Below are 26038 nucleotides of genomic sequence, written 5' to 3' on the forward strand. Positions count from 1 at the left end.
GCGCTTACTCGTCGCCCATCTTGAGCGCCGCAATAAACGCTTCCTGCGGGATTTCCACCTTGCCGAACTGCCGCATCCGCTTCTTGCCTTCCTTCTGCTTTTCCAGAAGTTTGCGCTTGCGGGTGGCGTCGCCGCCGTAGCACTTGGCGGTCACGTCCTTGCGAAGGGCGGAGATGGTTTCGCGGGCAATCACGTTGCTGCCGATCGCCGCCTGGATCGGGATCTTGAACATGTGCTTCGGGATCAGCTCCTTCAGCCGCTCGCACATGTCGCGGCCGCGCTTTTCGGCGGCGGCGCGATGCACCAGCATCGAGAGTGCGTCGACCGGTTCGCCGTTGACGAGGATCGACATCTTGACTAGGTTGCCTTCGCGGTAGCCTTCGAGGTGATAGTCGAAGGACGCATAGCCCTTGGAGATCGATTTCAGCCGGTCGTAGAAGTCGAAGACAACTTCGTTGAGCGGCAGCTCATAGGTTACCATCGCGCGGGTGCCGACATAGGTCAGCTCGGTCTGGATGCCGCGGCGGTCCTGGCAGAGCTTCAGGATGCCGCCGAGATAGTCGTCCGGTGTCATGATCGTTGCCTTGATCCACGGCTCGCGGATTTCGGCGATCTTGACGACATCGGGCATATCGGCCGGATTGTGCAGCTCGCGCTCGCTGCCGTCGGTCATCGTCAGCTGATAGACGACAGAAGGAGCTGTCGCGATCAGGTCGAGGTCGAACTCGCGCTCCAGGCGCTCCTGAATGATTTCGAGATGCAGCAGTCCGAGGAAACCGCAACGGAAGCCGAAGCCGAGTGCCGCCGACGATTCCATTTCGAAGGAGAAGGATGCGTCGTTGAGACGAAGCTTGCCCATCGCGGCACGCAGGTCTTCGAAGTCGGCTGCATCGACCGGAAACAGACCGCAGAAGACGACCGGCTGCGCCGGCTTGAAGCCCGGCAGCGCCTGGGCCGTCGGGCGCTTGTCTTCGGTGATGGTGTCGCCGACGCGCGTATCGGCCACTTCCTTGATCGAAGCGGTGATGAAGCCGATTTCGCCTGGGCCGAGGCTGTCCACATTGACCATCTTCGGCGTCAGCACGCCGACGCGCTCGACCTGATACTTGGCATCCGTGCCCATCATGCGAATCGTCTGTCCCTTGGACAGCACGCCGTCGATGACGCGCACCAGAACCATGACGCCGAGATAGGTATCGTACCAGCTGTCGACGAGCAGTGCCTTTAGCGGCGCCTTTTCGCCGCCGGGGCTCTTCGGCGCCGGCAGCTTGTGGACGATGGCTTCCAAGACGTCGGGAATGCCGAGGCCGGTCTTGGCCGAGATCAGCACTGCCTCAGATGCATCGATGCCGATCACTTCCTCGATCTGCTCCTTGATGCGGTCGGGCTCGGCCGCCGGCAGGTCGATCTTGTTGAGAACGGTGACGAGTTCGTGATTGTTGTCGATCGCCTGATAAACGTTGGCGAGCGTCTGGGCTTCGACGCCCTGCGACGCGTCGACGACGAGCAGCGAACCTTCGCAGGCCGAGAGTGAGCGCGAGACTTCGTAGGCGAAGTCGACGTGGCCGGGCGTGTCGATGAGGTTCAGCACATAGGTTTCGCCGTTATTCGCCTTGTAGTGCAGGCGCACGGTCTGTGCCTTGATGGTGATGCCGCGCTCGCGCTCGATATCCATATTGTCGAGCACCTGCTCGGACATCTCACGCTCGGCAAGGCCGCCGGTCGTCTGGATGAGGCGGTCGGCAAGCGTCGATTTGCCGTGGTCGATATGGGCCACGATCGAGAAGTTGCGGATATGGGATAGCGGAGTCGTCGAATTGGTGCTCATGCGCGCCATATAGCAGCGCGCAGATCGCCCGCAAAGCGGTAATTCTACCGGGGTTTACCGTATTTTGCAGACTGTGGCGTGTGGCTCAGACCGGCCAGGTCTCCAACCGCCAGGCTGAATCCCAAAACATCCATTCATATTGGGAGGCACGCACGAAAACATCCATCATCTGCTGGCGCTCCACCGGCGAGGCGGCGCGGGCGGCGATATCCGTCAAGGCAATCACTTCGCGCGCACCGGCTGCGAATTGCGGGTCGCCATAGGTGTTGATCCAGGCCTGGAAGACGTTGCCCTCGATCGCCGGCCTGCCCTTGATGCCTTCGCCGACATGCCAGTAGATCCAGAAGCACGGCAGGATGGCGGAAAGCGCGACAGCATAGGAGCTGTGATAGGCCGTCGCCAGCAGGAAATTCGTATAAGCGAGACAGGATGGCGAGGGCTCTGCCGCCGTCACGTCAGCGCTGGAAATGCCGAACTGGGTGAGGAAACCGGCATGCAGGCCCTGCTCGACCGTGATCGCCTTCTGTGCCGAACCGAGGAAACGCAGTACCTGCGCATTGTCGGGCGCCTTTGCCGCGACGATCGCAAGGCACCGGGCATAATGTTTCAGGTAGATCGCATCCTGCAGTATGTAATGGCGGAAAACCTCCGGCGGCAGCGTACCGTCAGAGAGACGTTCCAGCAGCGGCAATCGCTCGATCTCGGCCATGATAGGCTTGATCCGGTCCCAGGCGACGGCGGTGAAGCTTTCTGTCGTCTCAGTGCCGTGCGTGATTCCGTCCATGGTGCTTTTCTCCGCTCGTGAATGCCGTTGCCATATATCGACGGCGCCATGGTGAAAGCAAGGCGGCTCGCCGGGACTTGATTCCATCATTAGATCCTGTATTTCTCTTATAGTAGAATCGAGGATCGAAACATGGAACACGAACTCGAGCAGGCAATCGGCCTCCGCGTTCGCGCGCTGCGGACGGAAAAGGGACTGACACTGGATGATCTCGCTACTGCTTCCGGCGTCAGCCGCGCGATGATCTCCCGCATCGAGCGCGCGGAAGCGAGCCCGACGGCTTCGCTGTTGGCGAGGGTCTGTGCCGCGCTCGGCCTGTCGCTTTCAGAGTTTTTTGCCGATGAAGGGCAGGAAGCATCACCGCTCTCGAGTCGTCAGGACCAACAGGTCTGGCGCGATCCCGAAACCGGCTATATGCGCCGCGCCGTCTCGCCGCCGGGCACAGCCTCGGATGTCGATATCGTTGATGTCGAGTTTCCGGCCGGTGCGCGCGTCAGTTTCCCGCCGCATGCTGCCAGCCGCGGCATGACACAGCATGTCTGGCTCTTCGATGGCGAGTTGGAAATGACCGTCGGTGAAACCGTTCATCGTCTCAAGCCCGGAGACTGTCTCTTCATGCCGGTCGGCGACGGCCATGTCTTTCACAATCCGGGTCATGCGCCGGCACGCTACTGCGTCGTGCTGGCCCGCGGCGACTACTAAATCACGTGCTCATTTATCAGGAGACCATCATGCCGACTATCCGTCTTCTCTCCGCCGCCGAAGCCCACGCCGCCATTTCCGATCTTTGCGAGGTGCTGGCCGATTGCGTCAATGGCGGCGCCTCTGTCGGCTTCATGCAGCCCTATACCCCGGCTGATGCCGAACCCTACTGGCGTGGCGTCGCCGAGGCCGTGGCTGATGATGCCACGCTGCTTTTTGTGGCTGAAGTGGACGGCAAGATTGTCGGCACCGTGCAGGTCGGCGCTGCGCAGATGCCGAACCAGCCGCATCGCGGCGATCTGAAGAAGCTGCTCGTCCATCGCTCTGCCCGCGGCCATGGGCTGGCGCGCCTGCTGATGGAAATGGCCGAACAGGAAGCGGCCCGCCGCGGCAAGACGATCCTCGTCCTCGACACGGCAACCGGCAGCGATGCCGAAGCGATCTATCCGCGCCTCGGCTGGGAGCGCGTCGGCGTTATCCCCGATTACGCGCTGTGGCCGGAAGGCGGGCTTTGCGCCACCACTTTCTTCTACAAGCGGGTCGCCTGAGCATTCTGCGTAAACGCGGCGATGGCATCTGCAAGCGCTGACGCTGGCGTCCAATGCAAGGCCCTCCAGCCGAATTGCGCGGCGGCCGCAATATTCTCTTCGACATCGTCGATAAAGCCGATCTCATGCGGTGCGACGCCAACCCCATCGGTCACAAGGCGGAAAAAGTCGCTTTCAGGCTTTCGACTGCCGAGCGCTGCGGAATAGAAGATGCCTTCGAAAAGCGCGCCGAGTTCGAGCACGTCGCGCAAATAGGCCGCCCGCCTGTGTTCTTGATTGGTGGCAAGATAAAGACGCGTGCCTTCGTCCTTCAGGCGGGCGAGGTCGGCGAGCAGCTGCCGGTCCAGGCGGGAGTCGTTTTCGAACCAGTAGTCGAGCAGTTTCTCGGTGGTGAGATGCGGGGCGATGCGGTCGAGAACCTCCGTCAGGCGGGGCTCGATCGGCTCCTGTCCCGTGACGATCCCGACCCAATAAGGCTTGAAGAACTCCTGCTGAAGCAAGGACGGCGCCAAGCCAAGATCGCGCTCAAGGTAGGTAAAGAGCGGCAGACCGTCCGTCGGTCGCCCGTGAACCAGCACACCATCGACATCGACCATCAGGATTTTCATGGGTTAATCTCGTAAGGAAAAGGGACGCATTCTGAAATCGGCTTGAACGTGGCGTCATCATCATCAGCGATCAAGGCGCGTTCAGCGCTTTTTTCTTCCGACGGGCATGTGTAAGGCTTGAGTCCAAGAAGCTGATTTGCGGAGGAGTTCAGTGCGCGTCATCTATTCCGAAGACCACAAGCTGCGTGATGCGAAGACCGAGCTGCATGACGGTCAGCTCGTGACGCCCTTCGAGGCGCCGTTCCGGGCCGAATGGATCCTTGCTGCGGTCAAGGAAGCAGGCTTTTCGGATGTCGTCGCGCCGGAGACCCATGGCCTCGAAACGGCAGGCAAGGTGCATGATCCGGCCTATCTGGAATTCCTGGCAACGGTCTGGGATCGCTGGGTGGCGGCAGGATATAAAGGCGAGGCGATCGCCAACTCCTTTCCCGTCCGCCGCACCAGCCAGCGGGTGCCCGAAAATATCGTCGGCGCGATCGGCCATTATGCCAATGCCGCCGATACCTCCATCAGCAAGGGGTCTTATGAGGCAGCGCTTGCTTCGATGCGCTGCGCGATCACGGCTGCGGACTGGCTCGACGCCGGCAACCGCTTTGCCTTCGCGCTCTGCCGCCCGCCCGGCCATCATGCCGGCATCGATCTCTTCGGCGGCTATTGCTTCATCAACAATTCCGGCGTCGCGGCCCAGCGCCTGCTCGATCACGGCGCCGGGAAGATTGCCGTGCTCGATGTCGATTTCCACCACGGCAACGGTACGCAGGATCTCTTCTATCGCCGCGGCGACGTCTTCACTGCCTCGCTGCATGGCGATCCCATCCACGCCTTTCCCTATTTCCTCGGCCATGCCGATGAAGTGGGCGAAGGGGAGGGCGAGGGTGCCAACCGCAATTACCCAATGGCGCGCGGCACGGGCTTTGATGTCTGGTCGGCAGCGCTTGCCGATGCGCTCTCCCGCATCAAGGTCTTCGGTGCGGAGGCGATCGTCGTGGCCCTTGGCGTCGATACGTTCGAGCGCGATCCGATTTCCTTCTTCACGCTGAAATCAGAGGATTTCATCCGCATAGGCGAGATGATTTCCGCTTTTGGCCTGCCCGTCGTCACCTGCATGGAAGGCGGTTATGGGGTGCCGGAAATCGGCTTTAACGTCGCCAATGTGCTCAAGGGCATGGAAGCCTGATCACTGCCGATGACCGAGGAGACCATCTCATCCGATATCCCGACGCCCCGCATGCTGAGTTGGGCGCGCAATTCGACCATCTACCGCCTCGAGCGGCGCATGATGACGGAAAAGCAGCTCTTTGACGCCATCACCCGCAAAGCAAAGGAGAAGTTCGAGGATATCAGCGCAGCCCAGGTCAAGGCTGTTGCCGATTTCGCCGTCAAATTCGCCTATGACAACAAGGCGATCGACGATACCGCCTATGCCGAAATCAGCACGCGTTCCGCCATGCGCAGCGGCAAGTCGAAACGCGCCATCGCCCAGAAGCTTGCGGTCAAGGGTGTCCCCAGCGACAGGGTTGAGGCTGCGCTCGAAGAGGCTGACGATCTCTATGCTGCTGCGATATTCGCCCGCAAACGCGCCTTCGGCCCCTTCCGCCGCGTCGAGCTTGATGAAAAACGGAAGGCGAAGGAGCTCTCGGCCTTCGCCCGTAACGGCTTCGGCTTCGAGATCGGCAGGAAGGTCTTCGAGATGAGCTTTGAGGATGCCGAAGAGGTGATCCTCGCCGGTCGTCTCTGATATCGCATCAAGCCTTTTGCTGCCCCGATCAGAAGTTTGAATTTGTCGCCCGCAAGCTGCCTTCGTATGAAGAGCGCGCAACCGGAGACATCAATGGAAGACAGAACGAACGCCGAAGCGGGTACCATCGCCGCGCAGACATCATCAGCATTTGGCGGCGTAGCGGCTGGCGGGCTGATGTGCCTCATGTCCATGTCATCAATCCAGTTCGGTGCAGCCCTTTCCTCCTCTGCCATCTCCGCCTACGGGCCGGCTGGCGCCAGTTGGCTGCGCCTTGCCTTTGCAGCGATCATTCTGGCCGTCGTCGTGCGCCCGCGCATGTCAAGCTACAACCGCGACCAATGGAAAAGCGCCTTGGTCCTCGGCACGACGACCGCGCTGATGACCATGAGCTTCTTTTCGGCCATCGAGCGCATTCCGCTCGGTCTTGCCGTGGCGATCGATTTTCTTGGCCCGCTTACTGTGGCAACCATCGGCTATGGGTTCGGCCGGCGTCTCGTCTGGCCGCTGGTTGCTGCGCTCGGTGTTCTGGCTCTCGCTCATGATGGCGAAGGCTGGGTTGGCGATCCCTTGGGTGTTTTCTTCGCGTTCGGCGCGGGAACCGGCTGGGCGATTTATATCGTCCTGACGAAGAAGATCGGTGCAAGCTTCAAGGGGCTGGACGGGCTTGCCATGTCGCTCATGGTCGCCGCCTTGGTTGCGACACCCTTCGGTTTTGCCGGTGCCGTGCCGAAGCTTGATGCTTCCGGTGTGATCGAAATGGCGGGCCTTGCCATTCTCGTGCCGCTGCTGCCCTACACGCTGGAATTGATCGCCTTGCGGCGCATGCCGACAACCTCCTTCGGCATTCTCATGAGCCTCGAGCCGGCGGTTGCCGCGCTCGCAGGCTTCATCATCCTGATGCAGCCCATGACGCTTCTGCAGATGGCCGGAACGGCCTTGGTCGTGGCCGCAAGCACCGGTGCGACCTTTTCGGCAAGGCAATGAAGGATCAGCCCGTCTTCTTCGTGGGATCGTCGAGCGCCGGATTGTAGAAGAGCGACAGCGTCAGGCTTTTGGCGATCCGCTCCGCCGTCGCCATGAACCAGTCCTTGGCTTCCGGCGTCGGCGCGACGTCGTCGAGCGTTGAAGAAAACAGCGAAAGCCATTTTGGAAAAAGATCAGGCGTCATGTTCGCGACGCCGAGATGCGCCTGCACTGGCTTGCCGCCATAGGCACCGCTGCGGAAGGCAACGGCCGACCAGAAGCTTTTCATCCTGTCCATATGTTCGGGCCAGCGCCCGGAAAGCCGCGCATCGAAGACCGGCCCGAGTTCAGGATGCGCCAGTACCCGCCCGTAGAAGGTCTCTACCAGCTTCGAAATGAAGGCCTCGTCCACCCCGATCTCTTTCATCTCGGCTTCGGCCTTCTCGCGGATCGCAGCAACATGTGCGGCCCGTCCCTGTATCTCATTATCCATCATAAACCCCAGCGCCGCTTGCAGCTCGCGGCCTTCATATAGGTTGACGCGCCGTCTCAGCAAAGCGCGATCGGTCGATCGCGTCATTCTGTCAATCCCGCAGGGCTTTGATCTTGACCCATGCTGCTTGCCCCTTTAAGTTTAGAATAATTCTAAATTGTTGGAGATTGTCTATGCTGGCTCGGTTTTTCAGATCACCGAAACGTTCTTTCCGTTCTCTCTCCGAGCAGGAAATCCTGGCGCTCGCCATCGCCTCGGAAGAGGATGATGCCCGCATCTATCTCGCCTATGCGGAACATCTGCGAAAGGAGTTTCCGGCTTCCGCCAAGGTGTTCGAAGATATGGCTGAGGTGGAAGACACGCACCGAAGGTCGCTGATCGAAATTCACCGTCAGCGCTTCGGTGAGCGAATTCCTTTGATCCGCCGCGAGCATGTCGAGGGATTTTACGAACGCAAACCGGACTGGCTGCGCGCCAACCTCTCCCTCGATACGATCAGACAGGAAGCGGAGGCGATGGAGGAACAGGCCTACCGCTTCTATGTCGAGGCGATCAAACAGACCTCCGATGCCTCCACCCGTCAGTTGCTTGGCGATCTTGCGCTCGCCGAGCAGGGCCATGAGGACATCGCCCGCATGCTGGGCGACAAGCACACGCCTGAGGATGTGAAGAAGGAAGAGGATGAGACGGCGCGTCGCCAGTTCGTGCTGACCTATGTGCAGCCAGGCCTCGCCGGCCTCATGGACGGTTCGGTTTCCACGCTCGCACCGATCTTCGCAGCCGCCTTCGCCACGCAGGATACCTGGCAGACCTTCCTCGTCGGCCTATCGGCCTCGGTCGGCGCCGGCATCTCGATGGGCTTCACCGAAGCGGCTCACGACGACGGCAAGATTTCCGGCCGTGGCTCGCCGATCAAGCGCGGCCTCGCCTGCGGTATCATGACGGCGCTCGGCGGCCTCGGCCATGCGCTGCCCTATCTGATCCCGCAATTCTGGACTGCGACCATCACCGCTGCCATCATCGTCTTCTTCGAGCTCTGGGCGATCGCCTTCATCCAGAACAAATATATGGAGACGCCGTTCCTGCGCGCGGCCTTCCAGGTGGTTGTCGGCGGCAGCCTCGTGCTGGCAGCCGGCATTTTCATCGGGAACGCGTGAATATCGGGGTGAGGGCGGTCGGGGCGAAGCCCGAGCAATCGATCCGGTGAATCGATTGCAGCGCGACCGCACTCCCCAAATGAAAAAGGCCGGCTTTCGCCGGCCCTCCCCACAGTCCCCCTCAAAACTCGTTACTTCAGAGCGCCGACCAGAATGTCGCGGCCATTCTCGATGGTGACCCAGCGGCCGGCATTGAAGCTCGATTGGCGCTTGATGAACGTATAGGGCGTCGAAAACCATGGCTTGACGTCGGTCGCGAGGTTGTCGAGCACGAAGTCGCCTTCAGCGGTGCGCAGCGTCAGAACCGCGTGGCCTTCCCCGTCAGGCTTGCGCACGACGGTCATCAGCAGGTCTGCGGGCGAGAAGCCGCGCTGGATGAGGATACGGCGCTTCAGGAGCGCAAAGTCCTCGCAGTCGCCAGCCGTGGTCGGATAGGCCCAGACCTCGTCCTTACCGTAGATTTCCTTGTCGGTCATCGGCGTGATGGTGCGGTTGACGGTCGCGTTGACGGCGCGAACCGTAGCCCACTTGCCGCCGGTCATGACGAGCGGGCCACTATTACGATTGGCGCCGCACTCGGCGCGGTGTGTCTGACAGAAGTCGTAGTGACCGATCGGCTGCGAAGTCGCACTGCCGGTCACCATGGAGGCATTCTTGCTCGGAGCCGGAATAGCGGCCGGCGCCATTGCAAACACGGCCATGATGGCCACGAGGAAACCCTTGATCCGCACGCCCTACTTCCCTGCATCGCCCTTTATTTATTAACAAACAGTTAACGGAGAGGGCCGAAAGGAGTCAATCGTTACTTCTTGGGAGGACTTTGCAACTCGCAGACATGGTTAAAATGCAACGTAACCTTTGCGTGATTGAGCGGAACTTGTTCAACCATGGCATTCTATTGGGGCAGTTGCATATTCTTTGGTGAGTGACCGGCTTCCCCTCAGCGGATCAGGCCTTTGACGGCGTTGCGCAGCCGTTCGATGTCTTGCGGGCGCGAAAGCCGGTGGTCGCCGTCGCGGACGAAGGTCAGGAGAACGTCGTCGGCCGGAAGATGTTCGACCAGCTTCATCGCGTGCAGATAGGGAACATCTGCATCCTTCATGCCCTGCAGGATATGGATCGGGCAGCCCGTTTCAATGATGCCGGTCAGCACGCGGTTCTCACGCCCGTCTTCGATCAGCGCCCGAGTATAGATATTGGGCTCCGCACTATATTGCGAACGTTCCTCGAAGTAGCCGCGCTGTTCAAGAGACGTGCGTTCTTTCTTCTTGAGGTTCGGTTCGATGAGATCGGAGGTGAAGTCCGGCGCCGGCGCAATCAGCACCATGCCCTCGAGCCTCGGCCCGCCATGCCGCGCGAGCTCCTGCGCCACCCTGAGCGCAATCCAGCCGCCCATCGAGGAGCCGACGAGGATCATCCGGTCCGGCGCGATATGACGGATCACTGCGAGCGCCTCCTCCAGCCAGCGCGAGATCGTGCCATCCGTGAAGGAACCGCCGGAAAGTCCGTGGCCGGAATAGTCGAGACGGATGCAGGCCGCGCCCAGTTCCGAGGCCAGCCGGTCGATCTCGATAGCCTTGCTGCCACTCATGTCCGATCGGTAGCCGGATAGCCAAACGAGGGCGGGAAGATCGGTGTTGGCCTGAGCCGGGCGCACCAGCATGGCGATCTGCCGCGCAGCCTCGCCTTCACCGACATCAAGGAATTCGGGCACAAGGACGGTCATTTGATCGGACATCGGGCAGAACTCCTGTTGTTTTGGCCTATAAAACAGATTCTTGACAGGCTGACAGCAGGTGATTTTTCCGCTAAAGGGTGTTATTGACTCCGTTGCAGCGATGACGTGACCTCGTTTGTGCCCCCTTCGAGAGGGACACGAAGCTGCAACGTTCCGATCAACGCGAGGAGAATACGACCATTCGCAGACCCTTTAAAACCGACGCGCCCGTAAAGGATGGACCGCGCTCGAACCGGGAGATCCGCATTCCCAAAGTTCAGCTGATTACAGCTGACGGACAGAATATGGGCATCGTGCCTACCGACCAGGCCTTGAAAATGGCGGAAGAAGCCGGCCTCGACCTCGTCGAAATTTCCCCCAATGCCGAACCGCCGGTATGCAAGATCCTCGATCTGGGCAAGCTGAAATATTCGAACCAGAAGAAGGCCGCCGAGGCGCGCAAGAAGCAGAAGATTGTCGAAGTCAAAGAAATCAAGATGCGCCCGAACATCGACACCCATGACTATGAGGTGAAGATGAAGGCGATGGGTCGCTTCTTCGACGAAGGCGACAAGGTAAAGGTGACGCTGAAGTTCCGCGGCCGCGAAATGGCTCACCAGGAACTCGGCATGAAGCTTCTCCAGCAGGTCAAGGCCGACACGCTCGAGATCGCCAAAGTTGAAGCTGAGCCCAAGCTCGAAGGCCGCCAGATGATGATGGTGCTGGCGCCGAAGTGACCGGTGCCGCATCCTTTCGCTCAAAGCCGTCCGACAGGGCGGCTTTTGTGTTTCCTGGGGCAGTAAGATTCGTCATCCGCCCCGTTGCACTTTCATGACGCTGCGGTTATAAGCGCGCGTCCGAACTGACCGGCAGGGCATGCCGTGGCAGTTTTGAATGCTTGCGGGCAGGTTTCGTCACTGGACCCGCAGATCAACAACAAACGCTCCCGCGCCTTTGGCGAAGACCGTAAAACCGGGTTTCGCAGAAGGGTTTCTTTAACGAAGCGAGTGAGGAGCTCTCAGAACGGAGTAGCAAAATGCCCAAGATGAAGACGAAGTCCTCTGCCAAGAAGCGGTTCAAGATCACCGCTACCGGCAAGGTCAAGGCGGCTGCCGCTGGCAAGCGCCATGGCATGATCAAGCGCACGAACAAGTTCATTCGCGATGCACGTGGCACGATGGTTCTGGCAGAACCCGATGGCCGCAAGGTCGTGAAGAACTATCTGCCGAACGGTCTCTGAGACTATTCCGGTAACGCGTTAGATTAAGGAGATCATGAAATGGCACGTGTAAAAAGAGGCGTCACCGCCCACGCCAAGCACAAGAAGGTTCTGAAGCAGGCCAAGGGTTTCTACGGCCGCCGCAAGAACACCATCCGTACCGCCAAGGCTGCCGTCGATCGCGCCAAGCAGTACGCATACCGCGACCGCAAGGTTAACAAGCGCAACTTCCGCGCCCTCTGGATCCAGCGTATCAACGCTGCCGTCCGCGAATTCGGCCTGACCTATGGCCGCTTCATCGACGGCCTGAACAAGGCTGGCATCGAAGTCGACCGCAAGGTTCTTTCCGACATGGCAATCCACGAGCCGGAAGCATTCGGCGCCCTGGTTGCTGCCGCCAAGAAGGCCCTTGAGTATCTCAAGGAAACCGGCACGGCTAATGAGTTTGAAGGCGCGGTTCGTTAACCAGCGCTTCCCAAGCTTGACGCTTTTTTGAATTTTGGGAAACCCGCGCTGGTCTGGGCTGGCGCGGGTTTTTCTTTCTCTGTAGTGCTGGCGCCGGCCGCTCGGCCCGCCATTTCGAACGCCGCCTGATCCGGACGGAAAGAAGACAATGTCAGATATCGACCAGCTGAAATCCTCTTTGCTTGCCGAAATTGCCGCCGCCAATGATGAGCCTGCGCTTGAAGGGGTCCGCGTTTCCGCGCTCGGCAAGAAGGGCTCCGTTTCCGAGCTCCTGAAGACGCTCGGCGCCATGACCCCGGAAGAGCGACAGACGCGCGGCGCTGTCATCAATGCTCTGAAGAACGAGGTGACCGACGCTCTCACCGATCGTAAGACGGTGTTGAAGGAAGCGGCGATCAACGCCCGGCTGAAAGCCGAAACGGTCGATGTCAGCCTGCCGGTCCGCTCCTCGCCGGCGGAGCGCGGCCGTATCCATCCGATCAGCCAGATCGTCGACGAAGTCACCGCGATCTTCGGCGATATGGGCTTCTCGATTGCCGAAGGTCCCGATATCGAGACCGATTACTACAATTTCACGGCTCTCAACTTCCCCGACGGGCACCCGGCCCGCGAGATGCACGACACCTTCTTCTTCAATCCGGATGAGAAGGGTGAGCGCAAGGTTCTGCGCACGCACACCTCGCCGGTGCAGATCCGCACGATGGAATCGCAGAAGCCGCCGATCCGCATCATCCTCCCCGGCAAAACCTATCGCCAGGATTCCGATGCCACCCATTCGCCGATGTTCCATCAGGTCGAAGGCCTCGTCATCGACAGGAAATCTAATGTCGCCAATATCCGCTGGGTGCTGGAGGAGTTCTGTAAGGCCTTCTTCGAGGTCGACAGCGTGACGATGCGTTTCCGCCCGTCCTTCTTCCCCTTCACCGAGCCGTCCTTCGAGGCCGACATCCAGTGCGACCGTTCCGGCCCGATCGTCAAGTTCGGCGAAGGCACCGACTGGATGGAGATCCTCGGCTGCGGCATGGTTCACCCGAACGTGCTGCGTTACGGCGGCCTCGATCCTGATGAATATCAGGGCTTTGCCTGGGGCATGGGCCTCGACCGCATCGCCATGCTGAAATACGGCATGCCCGACCTGCGCGACTTCTTCAATGCTGATGTCCGCTGGATGAACCATTATGGCTTCCGCCCGCTCGACATGCCGACGCTGTTCGGCGGCTTGAGCGTCTAAGGGAGGATTGGACCAATGAAATTCACGCTTTCCTGGCTTAAGGATCATCTGGAAACGGATGCCACGCTCGATGAAATCTGCAGCCGCCTGACTGAAATCGGGCTGGAAGTGGAAGATGTCGACGACAAGGCAGCCTTCAAGCCTTTCGTCATCGCCAAGGTTCTCTCCGCTGAAAAACATCCGCAGGCCGATCGCCTGAAGGTGCTTATGGTCGATATCGGCGAGGGCGCTCCGGTGCAGGTCGTCTGCGGAGCGCCGAATGCGCGTGCCGGCCTCGTTGGTGCCTTCGCGGCTCCCGGCACCTATGTTCCCGGCATCGACGTGACGCTGTCGGTCGGCAATATCCGCGGCGTCGAAAGCCGCGGCATGATGTGCTCGGAAAAGGAGCTGCAGATCTCCGACAATCACGACGGCATCATCGATCTGCCTGACGATGCGCCTGTCGGCACGAGCTACGCCGCCTACACCCATCTCGACGACCCGGTCATCGAGATCAACCTGACGCCGAACCGCCCGGACTGCACCTCGATCCATGGCATCGCCCGCGATCTCGCAGCCTCCGGCCTCGGCACGCTGAAGACGCGGCCTGCGCCCTCCTTCGCCGTCGAAGGCGAGACGCCGGTGAAGCTGACGCTCGATCTCGACGATCCCAGGCTCTGCCCGGGCTTCAGCCTGCGTCTCGTGCGTGGCGTGAAGAACGGCCCGAGCCCGCGCTGGATGCAGCAGCGGCTTCTCGCCATCGGCCTGCGCCCCATCAATGCGCTTGTCGATATCACCAACTACATGACCTTCGATCAGGGCCGGCCGATGCACGTCTTCGACGCCGCCAAGGTCACGGGCAACCTGACTGTGCGTCGCGCCAGGGAAGGCGAAACCGTGCTGGCGCTCGATCAGCGCGAATATAAGCTCGGCCCGAACAACGTCGTCATTGCCGATGAGGACGGCATCGAATCGATCGGCGGCATCATGGGCGGCGAACATTCCGGCTGTGACGAGAACACCGTCGACGTGTTGATCGAATCCGCTCTCTGGGATCCGATGAACATCGCCAAGTCCGGTCGCGCACTCGGCATCATCACCGATGCCCGCTACCGTTTCGAACGCGGCGTCGATCCGGAATATATGGTTCCCGGCCTCGAGCGCACGACCGAACTGGTGCTCGAGCTTTGCGGCGGCACCCCGGCCAAGGCCGAGATTGTCGGCTACAAGGGTTATGAGCCGAAGATCGTCGACTTTCCCTATTCGGAGGTCAAGCGGCTGACCGGTCTCGAGGTCTCGACGGAGGAAAGCAACACGATCCTGACCCGCCTCGGCTTCAAGGTTTCAGGCTCCGGTGAGCGCGTCTCCGTTGCCGTTCCCTCCTGGCGCCCGGATATCGACGGCAAGGCCGATCTCGTCGAAGAGGTCATGCGCATTCATGGCGTCGACAATATCAAGCCGGCGCCGCTCGAAAGCCATGCCGCCGTCAACGGCAAGATCCTGACAACGCTGCAGATTCGGACCCGCGCGGCCAAGCGCGCCCTTGCCTCGCGCGGCATGCTGGAGGCCGTCACCTGGTCCTTCATTCCGGAAGATCACGCAAAGCTCTTCGGCGGCGGTTCCGCAGCCCTCAAGCTCGCCAATCCGATCGCTGCCGAAATGTCGGACATGCGCCCCTCGCTGCTGCCGGGTCTGCTGACGGCCGCCCAGCGCAATGCCGATAAGGGCTATGGCGACGTGGCGATCTTCGAAGTCTCGGGTACCTACGAAAACGATACGCCGGAAGGCCAGCGGCGCGTGGCGGGCGGCATCCGCCGCGGCACGGCCTCGCTTGCCGGTGCCGGCCGCATGTGGTCGAACGCCTCAAAGGGCGGCGGCAAGCCGGTCGACGTCTTCGATGCCAAGGCTGACGCACTGGCAGTTATCGAAGCCTGCGGCCTGCCGATGGGCAATATCCAGATCGAGCAGGGCGGTCCCGAATGGTATCACCCCGGCCGTTCCGGCACGATCAAGATGGGTCCGAAGGTGATCCTCGGTTATTTCGGCGAGTTCCATCCGACCACGCTCGAAAAGCTCGATGTCTCCGGTGCCCTCTGCGGTTTCGAAGTCTATCTCGATGCCATGGCCGAGCCGAAGAAGAAGGCGACCCGCACCAAGCCGGCGCTCGATCTCTCGCCCTTCCAGGCCGTCAAGCGCGACTTCGCCTTCGTCGTCGACAAGACGGTGGAAGCGGGCGCCATCATCAAAGCTGCCACGGGCGTCGATCGCAAGCTGATCACAGGTGTCAATGTCTTCGATATTTTCGAAGGCGCCTCGATTGGCGAAGGCAAGAAGTCTGTCGCGATCGAAGTCCAGATCCAGCCGGCTGAGCGCACGCTGACCGACGAGGATTTCGAAGCGCTGACGCAGAAGATCGTTGCCAGCGTTGCCAAGTTTACCGGTGGTGTTCTTAGAAGCTGAGCCGGCTACAAGAATGACATCGATGGCCGGCGGCGCGGGCTGCCGGCTTTTTCATATGTGAAGATGATAGATCTTGCTGACGATCGTCCAGCGGGCCTCGATCTTCAGCAGCGAGAGATAGTCGGTGAAGCGCATGCCAGCGAATTCGTCGGTTACTTTCACGGTCGCTGCATCGCCTGATATATCGATGCTTTCGATATCCATGTAAGGCTGGGTGCCGGGCGGTGCTGCCCCTTCTTCGATGATTGCGGCAATGAATTCATCGCGCGAGAGCCATTCCACCGCGTTTTGATAGTGCCCGATGATCGAACTCTTCGGGTGGAACGCTTTCTTCAGGGCTGCCTCATTGGCGAAGGCCATGCCCTCGACATAGAGATGAACCGTTGCTTCGATTGCCTGCCTGTCGGCCATATCGACACCTCGCCTCATATTCTGAAGGAAATGATAGCGGGGTCGTCGGCGAAGACAAGGCTGGGAGAAGGAGAGCAGCCGGCGGTGGCCGCTCTCCTTGTGTGAGGACAAGTATCAGGCTGCGCGCGAAGCCTTCTGGTTCGCGGCAGTCGTTGCAAGCTTCGTCAGAAGCTGATCGGTCTTGCCTTCTTCTTGCAGAGTCTGGTCGAGAAGCATGACGGCGTCCTTGAAGCCCAGCGTCTGCGCCCACGTCTTCAACGTGCCGTAGCGGGCGATTTCATAGTGCTCGACGGCCTGGGCTGCGGAAATCAGACCGGCATCGACGGCCGATGTGCCTTTGAATTCCTCCATGATTTCCTCGCCCTCGGCGATGATGCCCTGGATCGCTTCACAGGTCTTGCCCTGGGCACGCTTGCCGATGATTTCGAAAACCTGCTGCAGTCGCTCGACATGGCCCTCTGTTTCTTCACGGTGCTTTTCGAAACCTGCCTTCAATTCCGTCGACTGGGCAGCGCGTGCCATCTTCGGCAAGGCGCGCAATATCTGCCGTTCGGCGAAATAGATGTCCTTCAGCGTATCGTAAAACAGATCTTCCAGTGTCTTTTCCTTGGCCATTGTTCCGTTCCTTTGTTGATGGATTTGCGCCCCGCGGGCGACATTTCTTAGAAGTTGGCACCGGGCTAATTGTTCCCACGCCTTTCGGGTGGAATCGCTACATCGTCCAGGCGAAGTATCGTCAGGAATCGGGAGGATCGTTTATGAAGAAACCGGGATCAATGAAGGCGCTCGAGGATCTCGGCCGGGTGCGGCTGTCGAAAAGCTTCTTCTTCCGCGATTTTCTCCACTCCGAGATCGCCGATTTCTATCGGATCCCGAACATCCCCGACGATCCCGATCTTGCAATCGAGACAGGCCGTCGCCTGTGCGAAGAACTTCTGGAGCCGCTGGAAGCGAGTTTCGGGCGCTTGCATATTCGCTCCGGCTACCGTTCGCCAGAGGTCAACCGCTTCGGCAACGAGAACAAGCTCAACTGTTCGACCAATACAGCCACCGCTGCCCATCACATCTGGGATGTCAGAGATTTTGACGGCTGCATGGGCGCTGCCGTCTGCATCGCCATCCCGTGGATGGTCGACCGCTACAGCGATGAAAGCGACTGGCAGAGGCTTGCCTGGTGGATCCATGACCACCTGCCTTATGCCTCGCTCTGCTTCTTCCCGAAGCTATGGGCCTTCAACATCCAGTGGCACGAGCGACCGAAGCGGGTGATCCAAAGCTATGTGCGTCCGCGCGGCATCCTGACCAAGCCGGGCATGGCCAATTGGGAAGGCGATCATTCCAAATGGTATGAGGGCTTTCCGCCGCTCAGAAATTGATGCGGTAGCGGATGTGGCCGTCACTCTCGACGTAAGTATCGTAGAGCGCTCGGGCCGTCTTGTTCTGCTCGCTCGTATGCCAGTAGAGCCGCGCCCAGCCATTCTTCCTGCAGAGGTCGACGAGGTCGTCCATCAGCGCGCGGCCGACGCCCTTGCCGCGCACCTTCTCCGATACGAACAGGTCTTCGAGATAGCAGTCCTTGCCGCGAATCCATGTGCCTTCGTGCGTCAGGCAGAGTGTGAAGCCGACGACTTCGCCGTCGAGTTCTGCCACCCGCATGAAGATTGCCGACGCCGGATCGAAGACCCGGCGCCAGGTGGAATCGGTGATGTCGGCATCGACGGTGACCTCATAGAAGGCGAGATAGTCCGCCCAGAGCGCACGCCAGCGTGTCTCGTCTTCGGGTTTGGCGTTACGGATCGTCACGGTCATGCCACTATCTCGTTTCAGGCGCCTGCTTTATCGAGCAGCGCCATCGCCTCGTCGGAAAGCTCAAGCGTTGCCGATTTCACCAGGCTTTCAAGCTGGGAAAGGCTCGTAGCACTGGCGATCGGCGCCGTCACGCCCTTCTTGCGCAAGAGCCACGCAAGCGAGATTTCCGCAGGCTTGGCACCCGTCTCGGCGGCGATCTTGTCGAGGGCGGCAAGAATGCGCATGCCCTTGTCGTCGAGATACTGTGCGACACGGCCTTCGCGTGCGCGGCCCTCCGTATCCGCCTTGTTGCGGTACTTGCCCGAGAGAAAGCCGGCCGCGAGGCTGAAATACGTGATGACGCCGATGTCTTCCTTGACGCAAAGCTCGGCGAGCGGACCTTCGAAGCTCGAACGTTCGTAGAGGTTATATTCGGGCTGCAGCGCCTGATAGCGCGGCAGGCCTGCCTTGTCGGCGGCGTCGAAGGAGGCCTGCAGCAGGCTTGCATCAAAATTCGAGCAGCCGAAGGAGCGGATCTTGCCCTGTTCCTGAAGCTTAGCATAGGCGCCAAGCGATTCCTCATGAGGCGTATCGGCATCTGGCCAGTGCGAGAGATAGAGGTCGATATAATCGGTCTGCAGGCGGCGCAGTGAATCCTCGACTGCCTTCAGGATATAGTTTGCCTTCAGCGTCTTGCCCTGGCCCATGTCCGAGCCGACCTTGGTGATGATGACGGCCTTGTCGCGGGAAACCTTTCCCTTTTTCAGCCACCTGCCGATGATCTCTTCGGAATCGCCGCCCTTGTTGCCCGGCACCCAGGCGGAATAGACGTCGGCCGTATCGATGGTGTTGAGGCCAGCGTCAAAGAATGCGTCGAGAATGTCGAAGGATGTTTTTTCATCGGCCGTCCAGCCGAATACATTGCCGCCGAAGACGATCGGCGAGACCGAAAGACCTGTTTTTCCAAGCCGGCGCATTTCCATGGCGCTCTCCCAAAATGCTGAAATGATTGAAATCTGAGGAAACGGCAGAACGCCGTTCGCAGGTAACCTAGCGCGGAGTATCCTCGAAGGAAACCAAACTTCCGTGATCGCCGGTCGCGCCATTGCGCCGCATGAGAGGGCTGCATAAAGTGCGCCGATCGATTTCAGGAGGACCTTTCATGTTGCGTTTCGGTATAATTTCAACGGCCAAAATCGGCCGGGACAATGTCGTTCCCGCCATTCAGGATGCAGAAAATTGCGTCATCACCGCGATCGCCAGCCGTGATTTTACACGTGCCCGTGACATGGCGGACCGTTTCTCCGTGCCGCACGCCTTCGGTTCCTATGAGGAAATGCTGGCCTCCGACACCATCGATGCCGTCTACATCCCGTTGCCGACCGCCCAGCATGTCGAGTGGTCGATCAAGGCCGCCGATGCGGGCAAGCATGTGCTCTGCGAAAAGCCGATTGCGCTGAAGGCCTCCGACATCGATGATCTCATCGCCGCGCGCGACCGCAACAAGGTCATCATCAGCGAAGCCTTCATGGTCACCTATTCGCCGGTCTGGCGGAAGGTTCGCTCGCTGCTGCAGGATGGTACGATCGGCGAGCTTCGTCACGTGCAGGGCGCCTTCACCTACTACAATCGCGACCCCGGCAACATGCGCAATATTCCCGAGCTCGGCGGCGGTGGCCTGCCTGATATCGGCGTCTATCCCGTCATCAGCACGCGCTTCTCCACTGGCAAGGAGCCGTCCTGGATCCAGGCGATCACCGAGCGCGATGCGGAATTCGGCACGGATATCTATTCCAGCGTGAAGGCCGATTTCGGCGATTTCGAGCTGAGCTTCTACATCTCCACCCAGATGGCAGGCCGCCAGATCATGGTGTTCCACGGCACCGACGGCTATATCGAGGTCAAGTCGCCCTTCAACGCCAACCGCTGGGGGCCTGAGGAGATCGAAGTGACCAATCGTGGCCACAACGAATCCCACATCATCCGCTTCCAGGATAGCCGCCAGTACAGGTGCCAGGTGGAAGCCTTCGCCCGCGCTGCGACAGGCGAAATGGAAGAAATCGTCACATTGGAAGATTCCAAACTCAATCAGAAGGTCATCGACGCCATCTATCGCGCCAGCGAGCAGGATGGCTGGGAAGCCGTCTAGAGTTTATTCGGCTTTTTCGCGGAAGACGAAGCGGGAATAGCCGAAGAAGCTGAAGAACATCGACGCTGCGGTCGCCAGCACCATTGCAACAAGCGGCTGCAGCGCCGGTAACGACAGAAGCAGCGCCGAATAAAGCGCGTAATTGACGAGAGCTGCCGTCACGCCGACGGAACCGTAGCGAAAGCCTTCCGCCGCCAGCGACCGGCCGGATCGATCGAAAGTGAAGGTCCGATTGAAGGCCCATGTCGTCGCCATCGCGAGCGCAATGGCAATCAGCCGGGCAATGAAGGGACCGAGCGGCGTCAGGTGCAGAAGGACAGCGAGCACGCTCGCATCGACGACGAAGCCAAGCCCGCCGGCGAGCGCGAAGCGAATGAGCTTCTTCATGCCGCTTCCGTCTTTTTGCCATCAAGCGTTATGGGCAAGGTCTTCTCCCTTGCTGAGACCGGTGCCGCCAGGCTCATATAATGGATGCGTAACTGCTCGGCGCGCGCCCGTGCAACGGAGTCGAGAATGACGCCAGCCGTAAACAGCATGATGGAGATCATCGCGAGCGCTGTCGAGAGCACCCAGGTCGGCATGCGGCTAACAAGGCCGGTCGCAAAGTACTCTGCCAGCACCGGGCCCATGAAGCCGAAACTTGCCAGCATGAAAAGCGCGCTGATCGTGCCGAAGAAAGCGAAGGGCCGGGTCTCCTTCATCAGCATGGCAAACATCCAGAGAATCTTGCCGCCATCGCGGAAGGTCGAGAGCTTCGAATGCGAGCCTTCCGGCCGCCTGCCGTAATGCAGTTCCAGTTCGCTCACCGGCAGCTTCAGCCGCGACGCATGCACCGACATTTCCGTCTCGATCTCGAAGCCGCCGGAAACCGCGGGGAAGCTCTTGACGAAACGCCGTGAGAAGGCCCGATAGCCGGAAAAGATATCGGTGAAGTCAGGTCCGAAGATCGCGCGATAGAGTATATTGAACAGCCGGTTGCCGAGGGCATGCCCCTGCCGGCCGGCATCGTCATGCACGCCACGCCGTGTGCCGACCACCATGTCGGCCCGTTCCGTCAGCAGCGTCCGTACCAACTCTTCTGCGTCCTCGGGCGCATAAGTCCCATCGCCGTCGGCGATGATGTAAATGTCGGCATCGATATCGGCGAACATGCGGCGCACCACATGGCCTTTGCCTTGGCGCCGCTCGCGCACGACCTGCGCGCCGGCGAGCATGGCGTGCAGTGCCGTGCCATCGGTGGAATTGTTGTCATAGACATGGATATGTGCATCGGGCAGTGCCGCCCGGAACCCCCCGACGACAGCACCGATTGTTGCCGCCTCGTTGTAGCAGGGGAGTAGAACGGCAATATCAGGACTTTCGCTGAGCGATCGCGCCATGGGGTATACTCGTTACAAAGAAACCGAGGCGAATTTACTGCATGCGGTGTTAACAAGCCCCTATGAGGAAATGAAAGCGCCATTTCCTGTGGTTTACACTTTCTTGACAAGCCAGGGCTAAGGTTTGCCCATCACACAACGACCCGGCTATGATGATGAACGCAGTGCAGCCGATCGCCAAGGCGCAATCCGCATCCGCTGGCATTGGATTCATCGGCAGGATCCGGCAGCTGCTCACTCGTCTCCTGCCATCCGCCCTCATCTACACGATTATCCTGATCGGCATTATCACCGTCATGAAATATGCCGGCGGTCCGGTCGACTATGTCGGCCCCGATAACGACGACGGCATGCGCCTCGTGGAGATCAGAGATTTCCTGAACGGGCAGGGCTGGTTCGACCTGATGCAGTACAGGCTCGGCCTCGGCGAAGGCACGCTCATGCACTGGTCGCGGCTGATCGACTTGCCGATCGCTATCCTGATCCGCCTTTTCGGCCTTTTCCTCGGACACGATGCCGCGGAAGCCGCTGCACTCGTGGTCTGGCCCCTGTCGCTCGTTTTTCCAGCCATGCTTGCCATGGGCCTTGCCGGCCAACGTGTCGGGGGGCTTGCCGGCATGCACCTGTCTTTCTGCCTTGCTGGCATGGCAATCTATACCGGCAATCGCTTTGCGCCCGGCGCCATCGATCATCATAATGTCCAGCTCGCACTTGTCGCGACCATGACGGCGATGCTCCTTGATGAAAAGCAGCGCGCTTGGAACTATGTGGCCGCAGGTGCTGTGGCTGCATTGGCGATCGCGATCGGCGCGGAAACCACGCCCTTCGTTGCCATCTATTGCCTGGTAGTGGCGCTGCTCTGGGTCTGGGGGGGCGAGCCGTTCGCTGCCGCTACCAAGGCTTTCGGCCTCAGCCTCGCAGTCACGATCAGCATCTTCTTCTTCGCGACAATACCGCCACACCAATATTCCGTGGTGACTTGCGACAATCTTTCGCTCGGCTTCTACAGCCTGGCGGCCATCGGTGGCGGCTTGCTGCTGGTTTCCGCAGCCTTTGCCAGCCGTCTCCGCCGTGGTCTGCGTGTTGCCGTGCTTGCAGCCGTCGCCGCTATTATTTTCGGTTCGGCAATGGTCATTGCCCCGCAATGCCTGCGCAATCCACTTGCCGATCTCGATCCTATGCTGGTCGAGCTCTGGCTTCGAAACGTCTCGGAAGCGCAATCCATTCTCGCGCTCAGTCGGACAGATCCTTTTTCCATTGGCGCATTCTATGCGCCTGGCCTGTTCGCGATCACCGTCTGCATTTTCCGCTCCGTGCAGGGCGATCGCGTGCAGGTCCATCTCGTCCTTCTGGCGCTCTTGAGCGTCAGCTGGGCCGTCGCCCTGGTCCAGGTCCGGGGAGCCGTCTTCGCAAACCTGCTGTCCATCCTGCCGCTTGCCTTGCTGATCATCGACGTGCGCCGCATGTCGAACGGCGATAGCGAGAATGCCGCGGCTGCCCTCGTCTATATCGTGACGGTTCTGGCAAGTGTACCGGCGGTATGGGCCGTCGGCGGCGCACTCGTCGAAATGCAGGTCAACAAGACGAAGAATACCGTGGACACGGATAGCCTCCCCTGTTCATCGAAACAGGCGCTCGCTCCGCTTGTCGATCTGCCGGCTGGCCTGATCTCGGCGCCGTCGGAAATGGGTGTGCCGATCTTGCGCTACACCGCCAATCGTGTCCTGTCAGCGCCCTATCATCGCAACCAGGGGGGCATGCTGACCGAGATGCATATCGGTCTGGCCGAGCCACAGGAGGCGGAAGCATTTCTGAGGGGAACAGGCGTCACGGTACTTGCGTTCTGCCCGGATGATCCGCAGACCAGTGAGATCGCCAGATTGAAGCCCGACGGGCTTTATGCGCAGCTCGGCAAGGGAAATATTCCGCCCTACCTCGATCCGCTGCCGAAAGCGGCCGACAGCGGTGTCCAGTTCTTCCGTTACCGGACGACGCTGGACTGACGCCCTATCTTTCAGGAATGGGCGAGTACGCCCCGCAGACGATCGGTCGTGAAGAGACCGCCGAGATAAAGCAACAGGCCGGCATTATAACCGATGATTGTGTAGAGAAGCGCCAGGAATGACACCGCACCGCCGGAGGCGATAGCTGCGAGTGCAAAGGTTGCGCCAATCAGCATGGCGACCAGTGCAATGACGCTGGCCGAGCGCATCAGGCCAGCGGTGAGGCCCAGTGTGGTTGCTGTCAGGATGATCATGTCGTCACCTCTTCTTCAGGTCGTTTGCGAGGAGCCTAGGAGCCCTCCGCTAACAAAAGTTTATTGGCTACCCTTAATGAAAGCTGCAATTGCAGCCATGGTTACGGATGCGTTCACCTGACGGCATTTCCTCCGGCTTGCGCCGGGTACCTGTTTCGATACAAGTCAACTCTGTTACAGACTGAAAAGTTCCGTTACTTTCTCATTTACGTAAACGGAACCCTCCAGGGCAACAACTGCGTTTGAACGAAGCAGCATCAAGCTGGCAATTCGGTCGACGCCTGATCGACTGGTTGTTCGGAAAGAGGGCGAGCCGATACCTATAACGGGTGAGCAATAGCGACGATGAAAGAAGCGACCGCTCTCGCGCCTTCCATAGGCGGAGAATTTTCACTGTCACCAGCATGCTATTTTTCGGGTCGGTGTTCGCCACTCCCTACGAACGTGAATGATACTAAGATTTTTTTTGAAGCAGCGATATCCCTATTTCTTGGGTTTTCCGCCGTTTTTTGATTAAAAATTCGCCCTTCTCCGGCTCCGACCTTTCAGTTTGAGGTCGATCAAAATAGAAAGAGGAGATGAGCAATGTCTTTGACGGCGATTCGCCTACCAATCTCGCGGAATATTCGGTCTCGGAGCTCTCCGGTTCCATCAAGCGGACCGTCGAGACAGCCTTCGATCAGGTGCGTGTGCGTGGCGAGATTTCGGGCTACCGTGGCCCCCATTCGTCCGGCCATGCCTATTTCTCGCTGAAGGACGATCGGGCTCGCATCGATGCGGTCATCTGGAAGGGCACCTTTTCCCGCCTGAAGTTCCGTCCGGAAGAGGGTATGGAAGTCATCGCGACCGGCAAGGTCACGACCTTCCCGGGCTCTTCCAAATACCAGATCGTCATCGAGACCCTGGAGCCTGCCGGCGCCGGCGCGCTGATGGCCCTGATCGAGGAGCGCAAGCGGCGCCTCGGTGCCGAGGGCCTTTTCGATCCCGCGCGCAAGAAACGCCTGCCGTTCATGCCCAGGGTGATCGGCGTCGTCACCTCGCCGACCGGCGCCGTCATTCGCGATATCCTGCACCGTATCTCGGATCGGTTTCCCGTGCATGTCGTCGTCTGGCCCGTAAAGGTGCAAGGGGAAGGCTCAGGCGAGGAGGTGGCAAACGCCATCAATGGCTTCAACGTTCTGGAACCTGGCGGTGAGATTCCGCGTCCGGATGTGCTGATCGTCGCCCGCGGCGGCGGCAGCCTCGAAGATCTTTGGAGCTTCAACGACGAAATCGTCGTGCGTGCCGCGGCCGATAGCCGGATTCCCTTGATCTCTGCCGTCGGCCACGAGACGGACTGGACGCTGATCGACTACGCCGCCGATGTTCGCGCGCCAACGCCGACGGGTGCCGCCGAAATGGCCGTGCCCGTCAAAGCTGAACTCGAAGCGCAGACCGCAGGTCTCACCGCCCGCCTGCAAGGCTGCATGAACCGCCAGATGGATCAGCGTCGCCAGTCCGTCCGCGCCTTGATGCGCGCCCTGCCGTCGCTCGACCAGCTGCTGGCACTGCCCCGCCGCCGCTTTGATGAGGCGGCCACTGGCCTTGGCCGCGGGCTGGAACTCAACACCATCAATAAGCGCCGCGGTTTCGAGCGTGTCGCCTCGCATCTGCGCCCGGACGTGCTGTCCAACCGCATCACCGAGCGTCGCCAGCTTCTGAACGAGCGCATGGTCCGCGCAGAACGCACCGTCGAGCGGCTGGTCGACCGCTCGAAGTCCCGCATCGAGCGCGCCGAGGCCATCCTCGCCTCGCTGCCCGCTCGGCTGAAAACCCAGACCGACCGCAGCCGCGAGCGGCTCGGCAATCTTTCGCGCCATGCCGATACCGCGATCCGCCATCAACTGACCCGTGCGCGCGCCGAGCTCTTCGCACAGGACCGTGTACTGCAATCACTTTCCTACAAGAACGTACTGAAACGCGGTTACGCCGTCATCCGCGACGAGGAAAACAGGCCGGTCTCGCAGGCCGCTGCTCTCTCCGCCGGCATGGGCATTGCCATCGAGTTCGCCGATGGCCGCGTCGGCGCCATGACGACGGAAGGCGGCACGCCGCCGGCAGGGTCGAAGAGGCGTACTGCCAAGGCAGGCGAGCCGCCGAAGCAGGGAAGCCTGTTTTAG

General features: G+C 60.2%; 28 protein-coding genes. 15 read left to right on the forward strand and 13 right to left on the reverse strand.

The features are described from left to right. Positions 1-4: 4 nt before the first annotated feature. The gene (lepA, locus tag ACK9YZ_RS22125; RefSeq protein WP_112705713.1) at positions 5-1837 is read right to left on the reverse strand and encodes a translation elongation factor 4; all 1833 of its coding nucleotides are present in this window, start codon (positions 1835-1837) and stop codon (positions 5-7) included. Positions 1838-1913: 76 nt separating this feature from the next. Continuing rightward, positions 1914-2612 (reverse strand): thiaminase II, encoded by a 699-nt coding sequence (gene tenA / locus ACK9YZ_RS22130; protein WP_416065184.1) that lies wholly within the window; start codon positions 2610-2612, stop codon positions 1914-1916. A gap of 132 nt (positions 2613-2744) precedes the next feature. On the opposite strand from tenA, the gene ACK9YZ_RS22135 reads away from it, so the two are divergent. Both ACK9YZ_RS22135 and ACK9YZ_RS22140 read left to right on the forward strand, forming a co-directional pair. After that, positions 2745-3314 (forward strand): helix-turn-helix domain-containing protein, encoded by a 570-nt coding sequence (locus ACK9YZ_RS22135; RefSeq protein ID WP_416065185.1) that lies wholly within the window; start codon positions 2745-2747, stop codon positions 3312-3314. 29 nt (positions 3315-3343) lie between these two features. Further along, positions 3344-3862, forward strand: coding sequence for a GNAT family N-acetyltransferase (locus tag ACK9YZ_RS22140; protein ID WP_416065186.1), 519 nt, complete (start codon positions 3344-3346; stop codon positions 3860-3862). On the opposite strand, the gene ACK9YZ_RS22145 is transcribed toward ACK9YZ_RS22140, so the two are convergent. After that, positions 3844-4470: an HAD-IA family hydrolase gene (locus tag ACK9YZ_RS22145; RefSeq protein ID WP_416065187.1), complete on the reverse strand. Its 627-nt coding sequence runs from the start codon at positions 4468-4470 to the stop codon at positions 3844-3846. The genes ACK9YZ_RS22140 and ACK9YZ_RS22145 overlap by 19 nt on opposite strands. A 151-nt stretch (positions 4471-4621) precedes the next feature. Between ACK9YZ_RS22145 and ACK9YZ_RS22150 the strand changes: the two genes are divergently transcribed. The 3 genes from ACK9YZ_RS22150 to ACK9YZ_RS22160 all read left to right on the forward strand — a co-directional run bounded on the left by ACK9YZ_RS22150 (position 4622) and on the right by ACK9YZ_RS22160 (position 7195). Then, positions 4622-5647: a histone deacetylase family protein gene (locus tag ACK9YZ_RS22150; protein WP_416065188.1), complete on the forward strand. Its 1026-nt coding sequence runs from the start codon at positions 4622-4624 to the stop codon at positions 5645-5647. Between the two features lie 9 nt (positions 5648-5656). Beyond that, on the forward strand, positions 5657-6208 hold the full coding sequence (gene recX, locus ACK9YZ_RS22155) for a recombination regulator RecX (protein ID WP_416065189.1): 552 nt from the start codon (positions 5657-5659) through the stop codon (positions 6206-6208). 93 nt (positions 6209-6301) lie between these two features. Then, entirely contained in the window at positions 6302-7195 is an 894-nt protein-coding gene (locus tag ACK9YZ_RS22160; RefSeq protein WP_416065190.1) for an EamA family transporter, read from the forward strand. A gap of 4 nt (positions 7196-7199) precedes the next feature. Here the strand turns inward: ACK9YZ_RS22160 and ACK9YZ_RS22165 are convergent, their stop codons facing one another. After that, entirely contained in the window at positions 7200-7667 is a 468-nt protein-coding gene (locus ACK9YZ_RS22165; protein ID WP_416066789.1) for a group III truncated hemoglobin, read from the reverse strand. A 173-nt stretch (positions 7668-7840) separates the two neighbouring features. Here ACK9YZ_RS22165 and mbfA point away from each other — a divergent pair, with 173 nt between their 5' ends. Beyond that, positions 7841-8824 (forward strand): iron exporter MbfA, encoded by a 984-nt coding sequence (gene mbfA / locus ACK9YZ_RS22170; RefSeq protein WP_416065191.1) that lies wholly within the window; start codon positions 7841-7843, stop codon positions 8822-8824. Positions 8825-8955: 131 nt separating this feature from the next. Here the strand turns inward: mbfA and ACK9YZ_RS22175 are convergent, their stop codons facing one another. Both ACK9YZ_RS22175 and ACK9YZ_RS22180 read right to left on the reverse strand, forming a co-directional pair. Beyond that, on the reverse strand, positions 8956-9555 hold the full coding sequence (locus ACK9YZ_RS22175; RefSeq protein WP_416065192.1) for a transglutaminase-like cysteine peptidase: 600 nt from the start codon (positions 9553-9555) through the stop codon (positions 8956-8958). A 209-nt stretch (positions 9556-9764) separates the two neighbouring features. Continuing rightward, complete coding sequence (locus ACK9YZ_RS22180) at positions 9765-10562, reverse strand: alpha/beta hydrolase (RefSeq protein ID WP_416065193.1); 798 nt, start codon at positions 10560-10562, stop codon at positions 9765-9767. Positions 10563-10741: 179 nt separating this feature from the next. Here ACK9YZ_RS22180 and infC point away from each other — a divergent pair, with 179 nt between their 5' ends. The 5 genes from infC (at position 10742) to pheT (ending at position 15895) form a co-directional block, all read left to right on the forward strand. Next, a complete protein-coding gene (gene infC / locus ACK9YZ_RS22185; protein WP_216758965.1) occupies positions 10742-11278 on the forward strand; it encodes a translation initiation factor IF-3 in 537 nt (178 codons plus the stop codon). A 299-nt stretch (positions 11279-11577) separates the two neighbouring features. Then, positions 11578-11781 (forward strand): 50S ribosomal protein L35, encoded by a 204-nt coding sequence (gene rpmI, locus ACK9YZ_RS22190; RefSeq protein ID WP_004108077.1) that lies wholly within the window; start codon positions 11578-11580, stop codon positions 11779-11781. A 39-nt stretch (positions 11782-11820) separates the two neighbouring features. Beyond that, positions 11821-12225: a 50S ribosomal protein L20 gene (gene rplT, locus ACK9YZ_RS22195; protein ID WP_007813309.1), complete on the forward strand. Its 405-nt coding sequence runs from the start codon at positions 11821-11823 to the stop codon at positions 12223-12225. Positions 12226-12373: 148 nt separating this feature from the next. Further along, entirely contained in the window at positions 12374-13456 is a 1083-nt protein-coding gene (gene pheS, locus ACK9YZ_RS22200) for a phenylalanine--tRNA ligase subunit alpha (RefSeq protein WP_216756719.1), read from the forward strand. A 15-nt stretch (positions 13457-13471) separates the two neighbouring features. Then, positions 13472-15895, forward strand: a complete 2424-nt coding sequence (gene pheT, locus ACK9YZ_RS22205) for a phenylalanine--tRNA ligase subunit beta (protein WP_416065194.1) — start codon at positions 13472-13474, stop codon at positions 15893-15895. A gap of 51 nt (positions 15896-15946) precedes the next feature. On the opposite strand, the gene ACK9YZ_RS22210 is transcribed toward pheT, so the two are convergent. Together ACK9YZ_RS22210 and ACK9YZ_RS22215 are read right to left on the reverse strand one after the other, a co-directional pair. Further along, a complete protein-coding gene (locus tag ACK9YZ_RS22210) occupies positions 15947-16306 on the reverse strand; it encodes a nuclear transport factor 2 family protein (protein ID WP_216756722.1) in 360 nt (119 codons plus the stop codon). A gap of 114 nt (positions 16307-16420) precedes the next feature. Continuing rightward, the gene (locus ACK9YZ_RS22215) at positions 16421-16921 is read right to left on the reverse strand and encodes a ferritin-like domain-containing protein (protein WP_416065195.1); all 501 of its coding nucleotides are present in this window, start codon (positions 16919-16921) and stop codon (positions 16421-16423) included. A gap of 143 nt (positions 16922-17064) precedes the next feature. On the opposite strand from ACK9YZ_RS22215, the gene ACK9YZ_RS22220 reads away from it, so the two are divergent. Beyond that, entirely contained in the window at positions 17065-17682 is a 618-nt protein-coding gene (locus ACK9YZ_RS22220; protein ID WP_416065196.1) for a hypothetical protein, read from the forward strand. Here ACK9YZ_RS22220 and ACK9YZ_RS22225 read toward each other — a convergent pair. Next, positions 17672-18115, reverse strand: a complete 444-nt coding sequence (locus ACK9YZ_RS22225; RefSeq protein ID WP_416065197.1) for a GNAT family N-acetyltransferase — start codon at positions 18113-18115, stop codon at positions 17672-17674. The two genes, ACK9YZ_RS22220 and ACK9YZ_RS22225, sit on opposite strands and share 11 nt — an antisense overlap. A gap of 14 nt (positions 18116-18129) precedes the next feature. Further along, positions 18130-19077 (reverse strand): aldo/keto reductase, encoded by a 948-nt coding sequence (locus ACK9YZ_RS22230; RefSeq protein WP_216756729.1) that lies wholly within the window; start codon positions 19075-19077, stop codon positions 18130-18132. Between the two features lie 179 nt (positions 19078-19256). Between ACK9YZ_RS22230 and ACK9YZ_RS22235 the strand changes: the two genes are divergently transcribed. Next, on the forward strand, positions 19257-20243 hold the full coding sequence (locus tag ACK9YZ_RS22235) for a Gfo/Idh/MocA family protein (protein ID WP_416065198.1): 987 nt from the start codon (positions 19257-19259) through the stop codon (positions 20241-20243). A 3-nt stretch (positions 20244-20246) separates the two neighbouring features. Here ACK9YZ_RS22235 and ACK9YZ_RS22240 read toward each other — a convergent pair whose 3' ends face one another. Together ACK9YZ_RS22240 and ACK9YZ_RS22245 are read right to left on the reverse strand one after the other, a co-directional pair. Continuing rightward, complete coding sequence (locus ACK9YZ_RS22240; protein ID WP_216756732.1) at positions 20247-20630, reverse strand: GtrA family protein; 384 nt, start codon at positions 20628-20630, stop codon at positions 20247-20249. After that, positions 20627-21622 (reverse strand): glycosyltransferase, encoded by a 996-nt coding sequence (locus tag ACK9YZ_RS22245; protein ID WP_416065199.1) that lies wholly within the window; start codon positions 21620-21622, stop codon positions 20627-20629. Before ACK9YZ_RS22245 ends, ACK9YZ_RS22240 begins: the two co-directional genes overlap by 4 nt. Before the next feature lie 155 nt (positions 21623-21777). Between ACK9YZ_RS22245 and ACK9YZ_RS22250 the strand changes: the two genes are divergently transcribed. Further along, positions 21778-23625, forward strand: a complete 1848-nt coding sequence (locus ACK9YZ_RS22250) for a hypothetical protein (protein ID WP_416066790.1) — start codon at positions 21778-21780, stop codon at positions 23623-23625. 11 nt (positions 23626-23636) lie between these two features. Here ACK9YZ_RS22250 and ACK9YZ_RS22255 read toward each other — a convergent pair whose 3' ends face one another. Further along, entirely contained in the window at positions 23637-23879 is a 243-nt protein-coding gene (locus ACK9YZ_RS22255) for a hypothetical protein (RefSeq protein WP_216756735.1), read from the reverse strand. Positions 23880-24457: 578 nt separating this feature from the next. On the opposite strand from ACK9YZ_RS22255, the gene xseA reads away from it, so the two are divergent. Further along, entirely contained in the window at positions 24458-26038 is a 1581-nt protein-coding gene (gene xseA / locus ACK9YZ_RS22260; RefSeq protein ID WP_416065200.1) for an exodeoxyribonuclease VII large subunit, read from the forward strand.

The organism is Rhizobium sp. ZK1, from assembly GCF_047782645.1.
In the GTDB taxonomy this organism is placed as follows: Bacteria; Pseudomonadota; Alphaproteobacteria; order Rhizobiales; family Rhizobiaceae; genus Rhizobium.

What these genes read in the sequence shown, in the direction of transcription:
- lepA (WP_112705713.1), bottom strand. Translation starts at nt 1,837, where the DNA reads ATGGCGCGCATGAGCACCAATTCGACGACTCCGCTATCCCATATCCGC.
- tenA (WP_416065184.1), bottom strand. Translation starts at nt 2,612, where the DNA reads ATGGACGGAATCACGCACGGCACTGAGACGACAGAAAGCTTCACCGCC.
- ACK9YZ_RS22135 (WP_416065185.1), top strand. Translation starts at nt 2,745, where the DNA reads ATGGAACACGAACTCGAGCAGGCAATCGGCCTCCGCGTTCGCGCGCTG.
- ACK9YZ_RS22140 (WP_416065186.1), top strand. Translation starts at nt 3,344, where the DNA reads ATGCCGACTATCCGTCTTCTCTCCGCCGCCGAAGCCCACGCCGCCATT.
- ACK9YZ_RS22145 (WP_416065187.1), bottom strand. Translation starts at nt 4,470, where the DNA reads ATGAAAATCCTGATGGTCGATGTCGATGGTGTGCTGGTTCACGGGCGA.
- recX (WP_416065189.1), top strand. Translation starts at nt 5,657, where the DNA reads ATGACCGAGGAGACCATCTCATCCGATATCCCGACGCCCCGCATGCTG.
- ACK9YZ_RS22160 (WP_416065190.1), top strand. Translation starts at nt 6,302, where the DNA reads ATGGAAGACAGAACGAACGCCGAAGCGGGTACCATCGCCGCGCAGACA.
- ACK9YZ_RS22165 (WP_416066789.1), bottom strand. Translation starts at nt 7,667, where the DNA reads ATGGATAATGAGATACAGGGACGGGCCGCACATGTTGCTGCGATCCGC.
- mbfA (WP_416065191.1), top strand. Translation starts at nt 7,841, where the DNA reads ATGCTGGCTCGGTTTTTCAGATCACCGAAACGTTCTTTCCGTTCTCTC.
- ACK9YZ_RS22180 (WP_416065193.1), bottom strand. Translation starts at nt 10,562, where the DNA reads ATGTCCGATCAAATGACCGTCCTTGTGCCCGAATTCCTTGATGTCGGT.
- rpmI (WP_004108077.1), top strand. Translation starts at nt 11,578, where the DNA reads ATGCCCAAGATGAAGACGAAGTCCTCTGCCAAGAAGCGGTTCAAGATC.
- rplT (WP_007813309.1), top strand. Translation starts at nt 11,821, where the DNA reads ATGGCACGTGTAAAAAGAGGCGTCACCGCCCACGCCAAGCACAAGAAG.
- pheS (WP_216756719.1), top strand. Translation starts at nt 12,374, where the DNA reads ATGTCAGATATCGACCAGCTGAAATCCTCTTTGCTTGCCGAAATTGCC.
- pheT (WP_416065194.1), top strand. Translation starts at nt 13,472, where the DNA reads ATGAAATTCACGCTTTCCTGGCTTAAGGATCATCTGGAAACGGATGCC.
- ACK9YZ_RS22210 (WP_216756722.1), bottom strand. Translation starts at nt 16,306, where the DNA reads ATGGCCGACAGGCAGGCAATCGAAGCAACGGTTCATCTCTATGTCGAG.
- ACK9YZ_RS22215 (WP_416065195.1), bottom strand. Translation starts at nt 16,921, where the DNA reads ATGGCCAAGGAAAAGACACTGGAAGATCTGTTTTACGATACGCTGAAG.
- ACK9YZ_RS22220 (WP_416065196.1), top strand. Translation starts at nt 17,065, where the DNA reads ATGAAGAAACCGGGATCAATGAAGGCGCTCGAGGATCTCGGCCGGGTG.
- ACK9YZ_RS22225 (WP_416065197.1), bottom strand. Translation starts at nt 18,115, where the DNA reads ATGACCGTGACGATCCGTAACGCCAAACCCGAAGACGAGACACGCTGG.
- ACK9YZ_RS22230 (WP_216756729.1), bottom strand. Translation starts at nt 19,077, where the DNA reads ATGGAAATGCGCCGGCTTGGAAAAACAGGTCTTTCGGTCTCGCCGATC.
- ACK9YZ_RS22235 (WP_416065198.1), top strand. Translation starts at nt 19,257, where the DNA reads ATGTTGCGTTTCGGTATAATTTCAACGGCCAAAATCGGCCGGGACAAT.
- ACK9YZ_RS22240 (WP_216756732.1), bottom strand. Translation starts at nt 20,630, where the DNA reads ATGAAGAAGCTCATTCGCTTCGCGCTCGCCGGCGGGCTTGGCTTCGTC.
- ACK9YZ_RS22245 (WP_416065199.1), bottom strand. Translation starts at nt 21,622, where the DNA reads ATGGCGCGATCGCTCAGCGAAAGTCCTGATATTGCCGTTCTACTCCCC.
- ACK9YZ_RS22250 (WP_416066790.1), top strand. Translation starts at nt 21,778, where the DNA reads ATGAACGCAGTGCAGCCGATCGCCAAGGCGCAATCCGCATCCGCTGGC.
- ACK9YZ_RS22255 (WP_216756735.1), bottom strand. Translation starts at nt 23,879, where the DNA reads ATGATCATCCTGACAGCAACCACACTGGGCCTCACCGCTGGCCTGATG.
- xseA (WP_416065200.1), top strand. Translation starts at nt 24,458, where the DNA reads ATGAGCAATGTCTTTGACGGCGATTCGCCTACCAATCTCGCGGAATAT.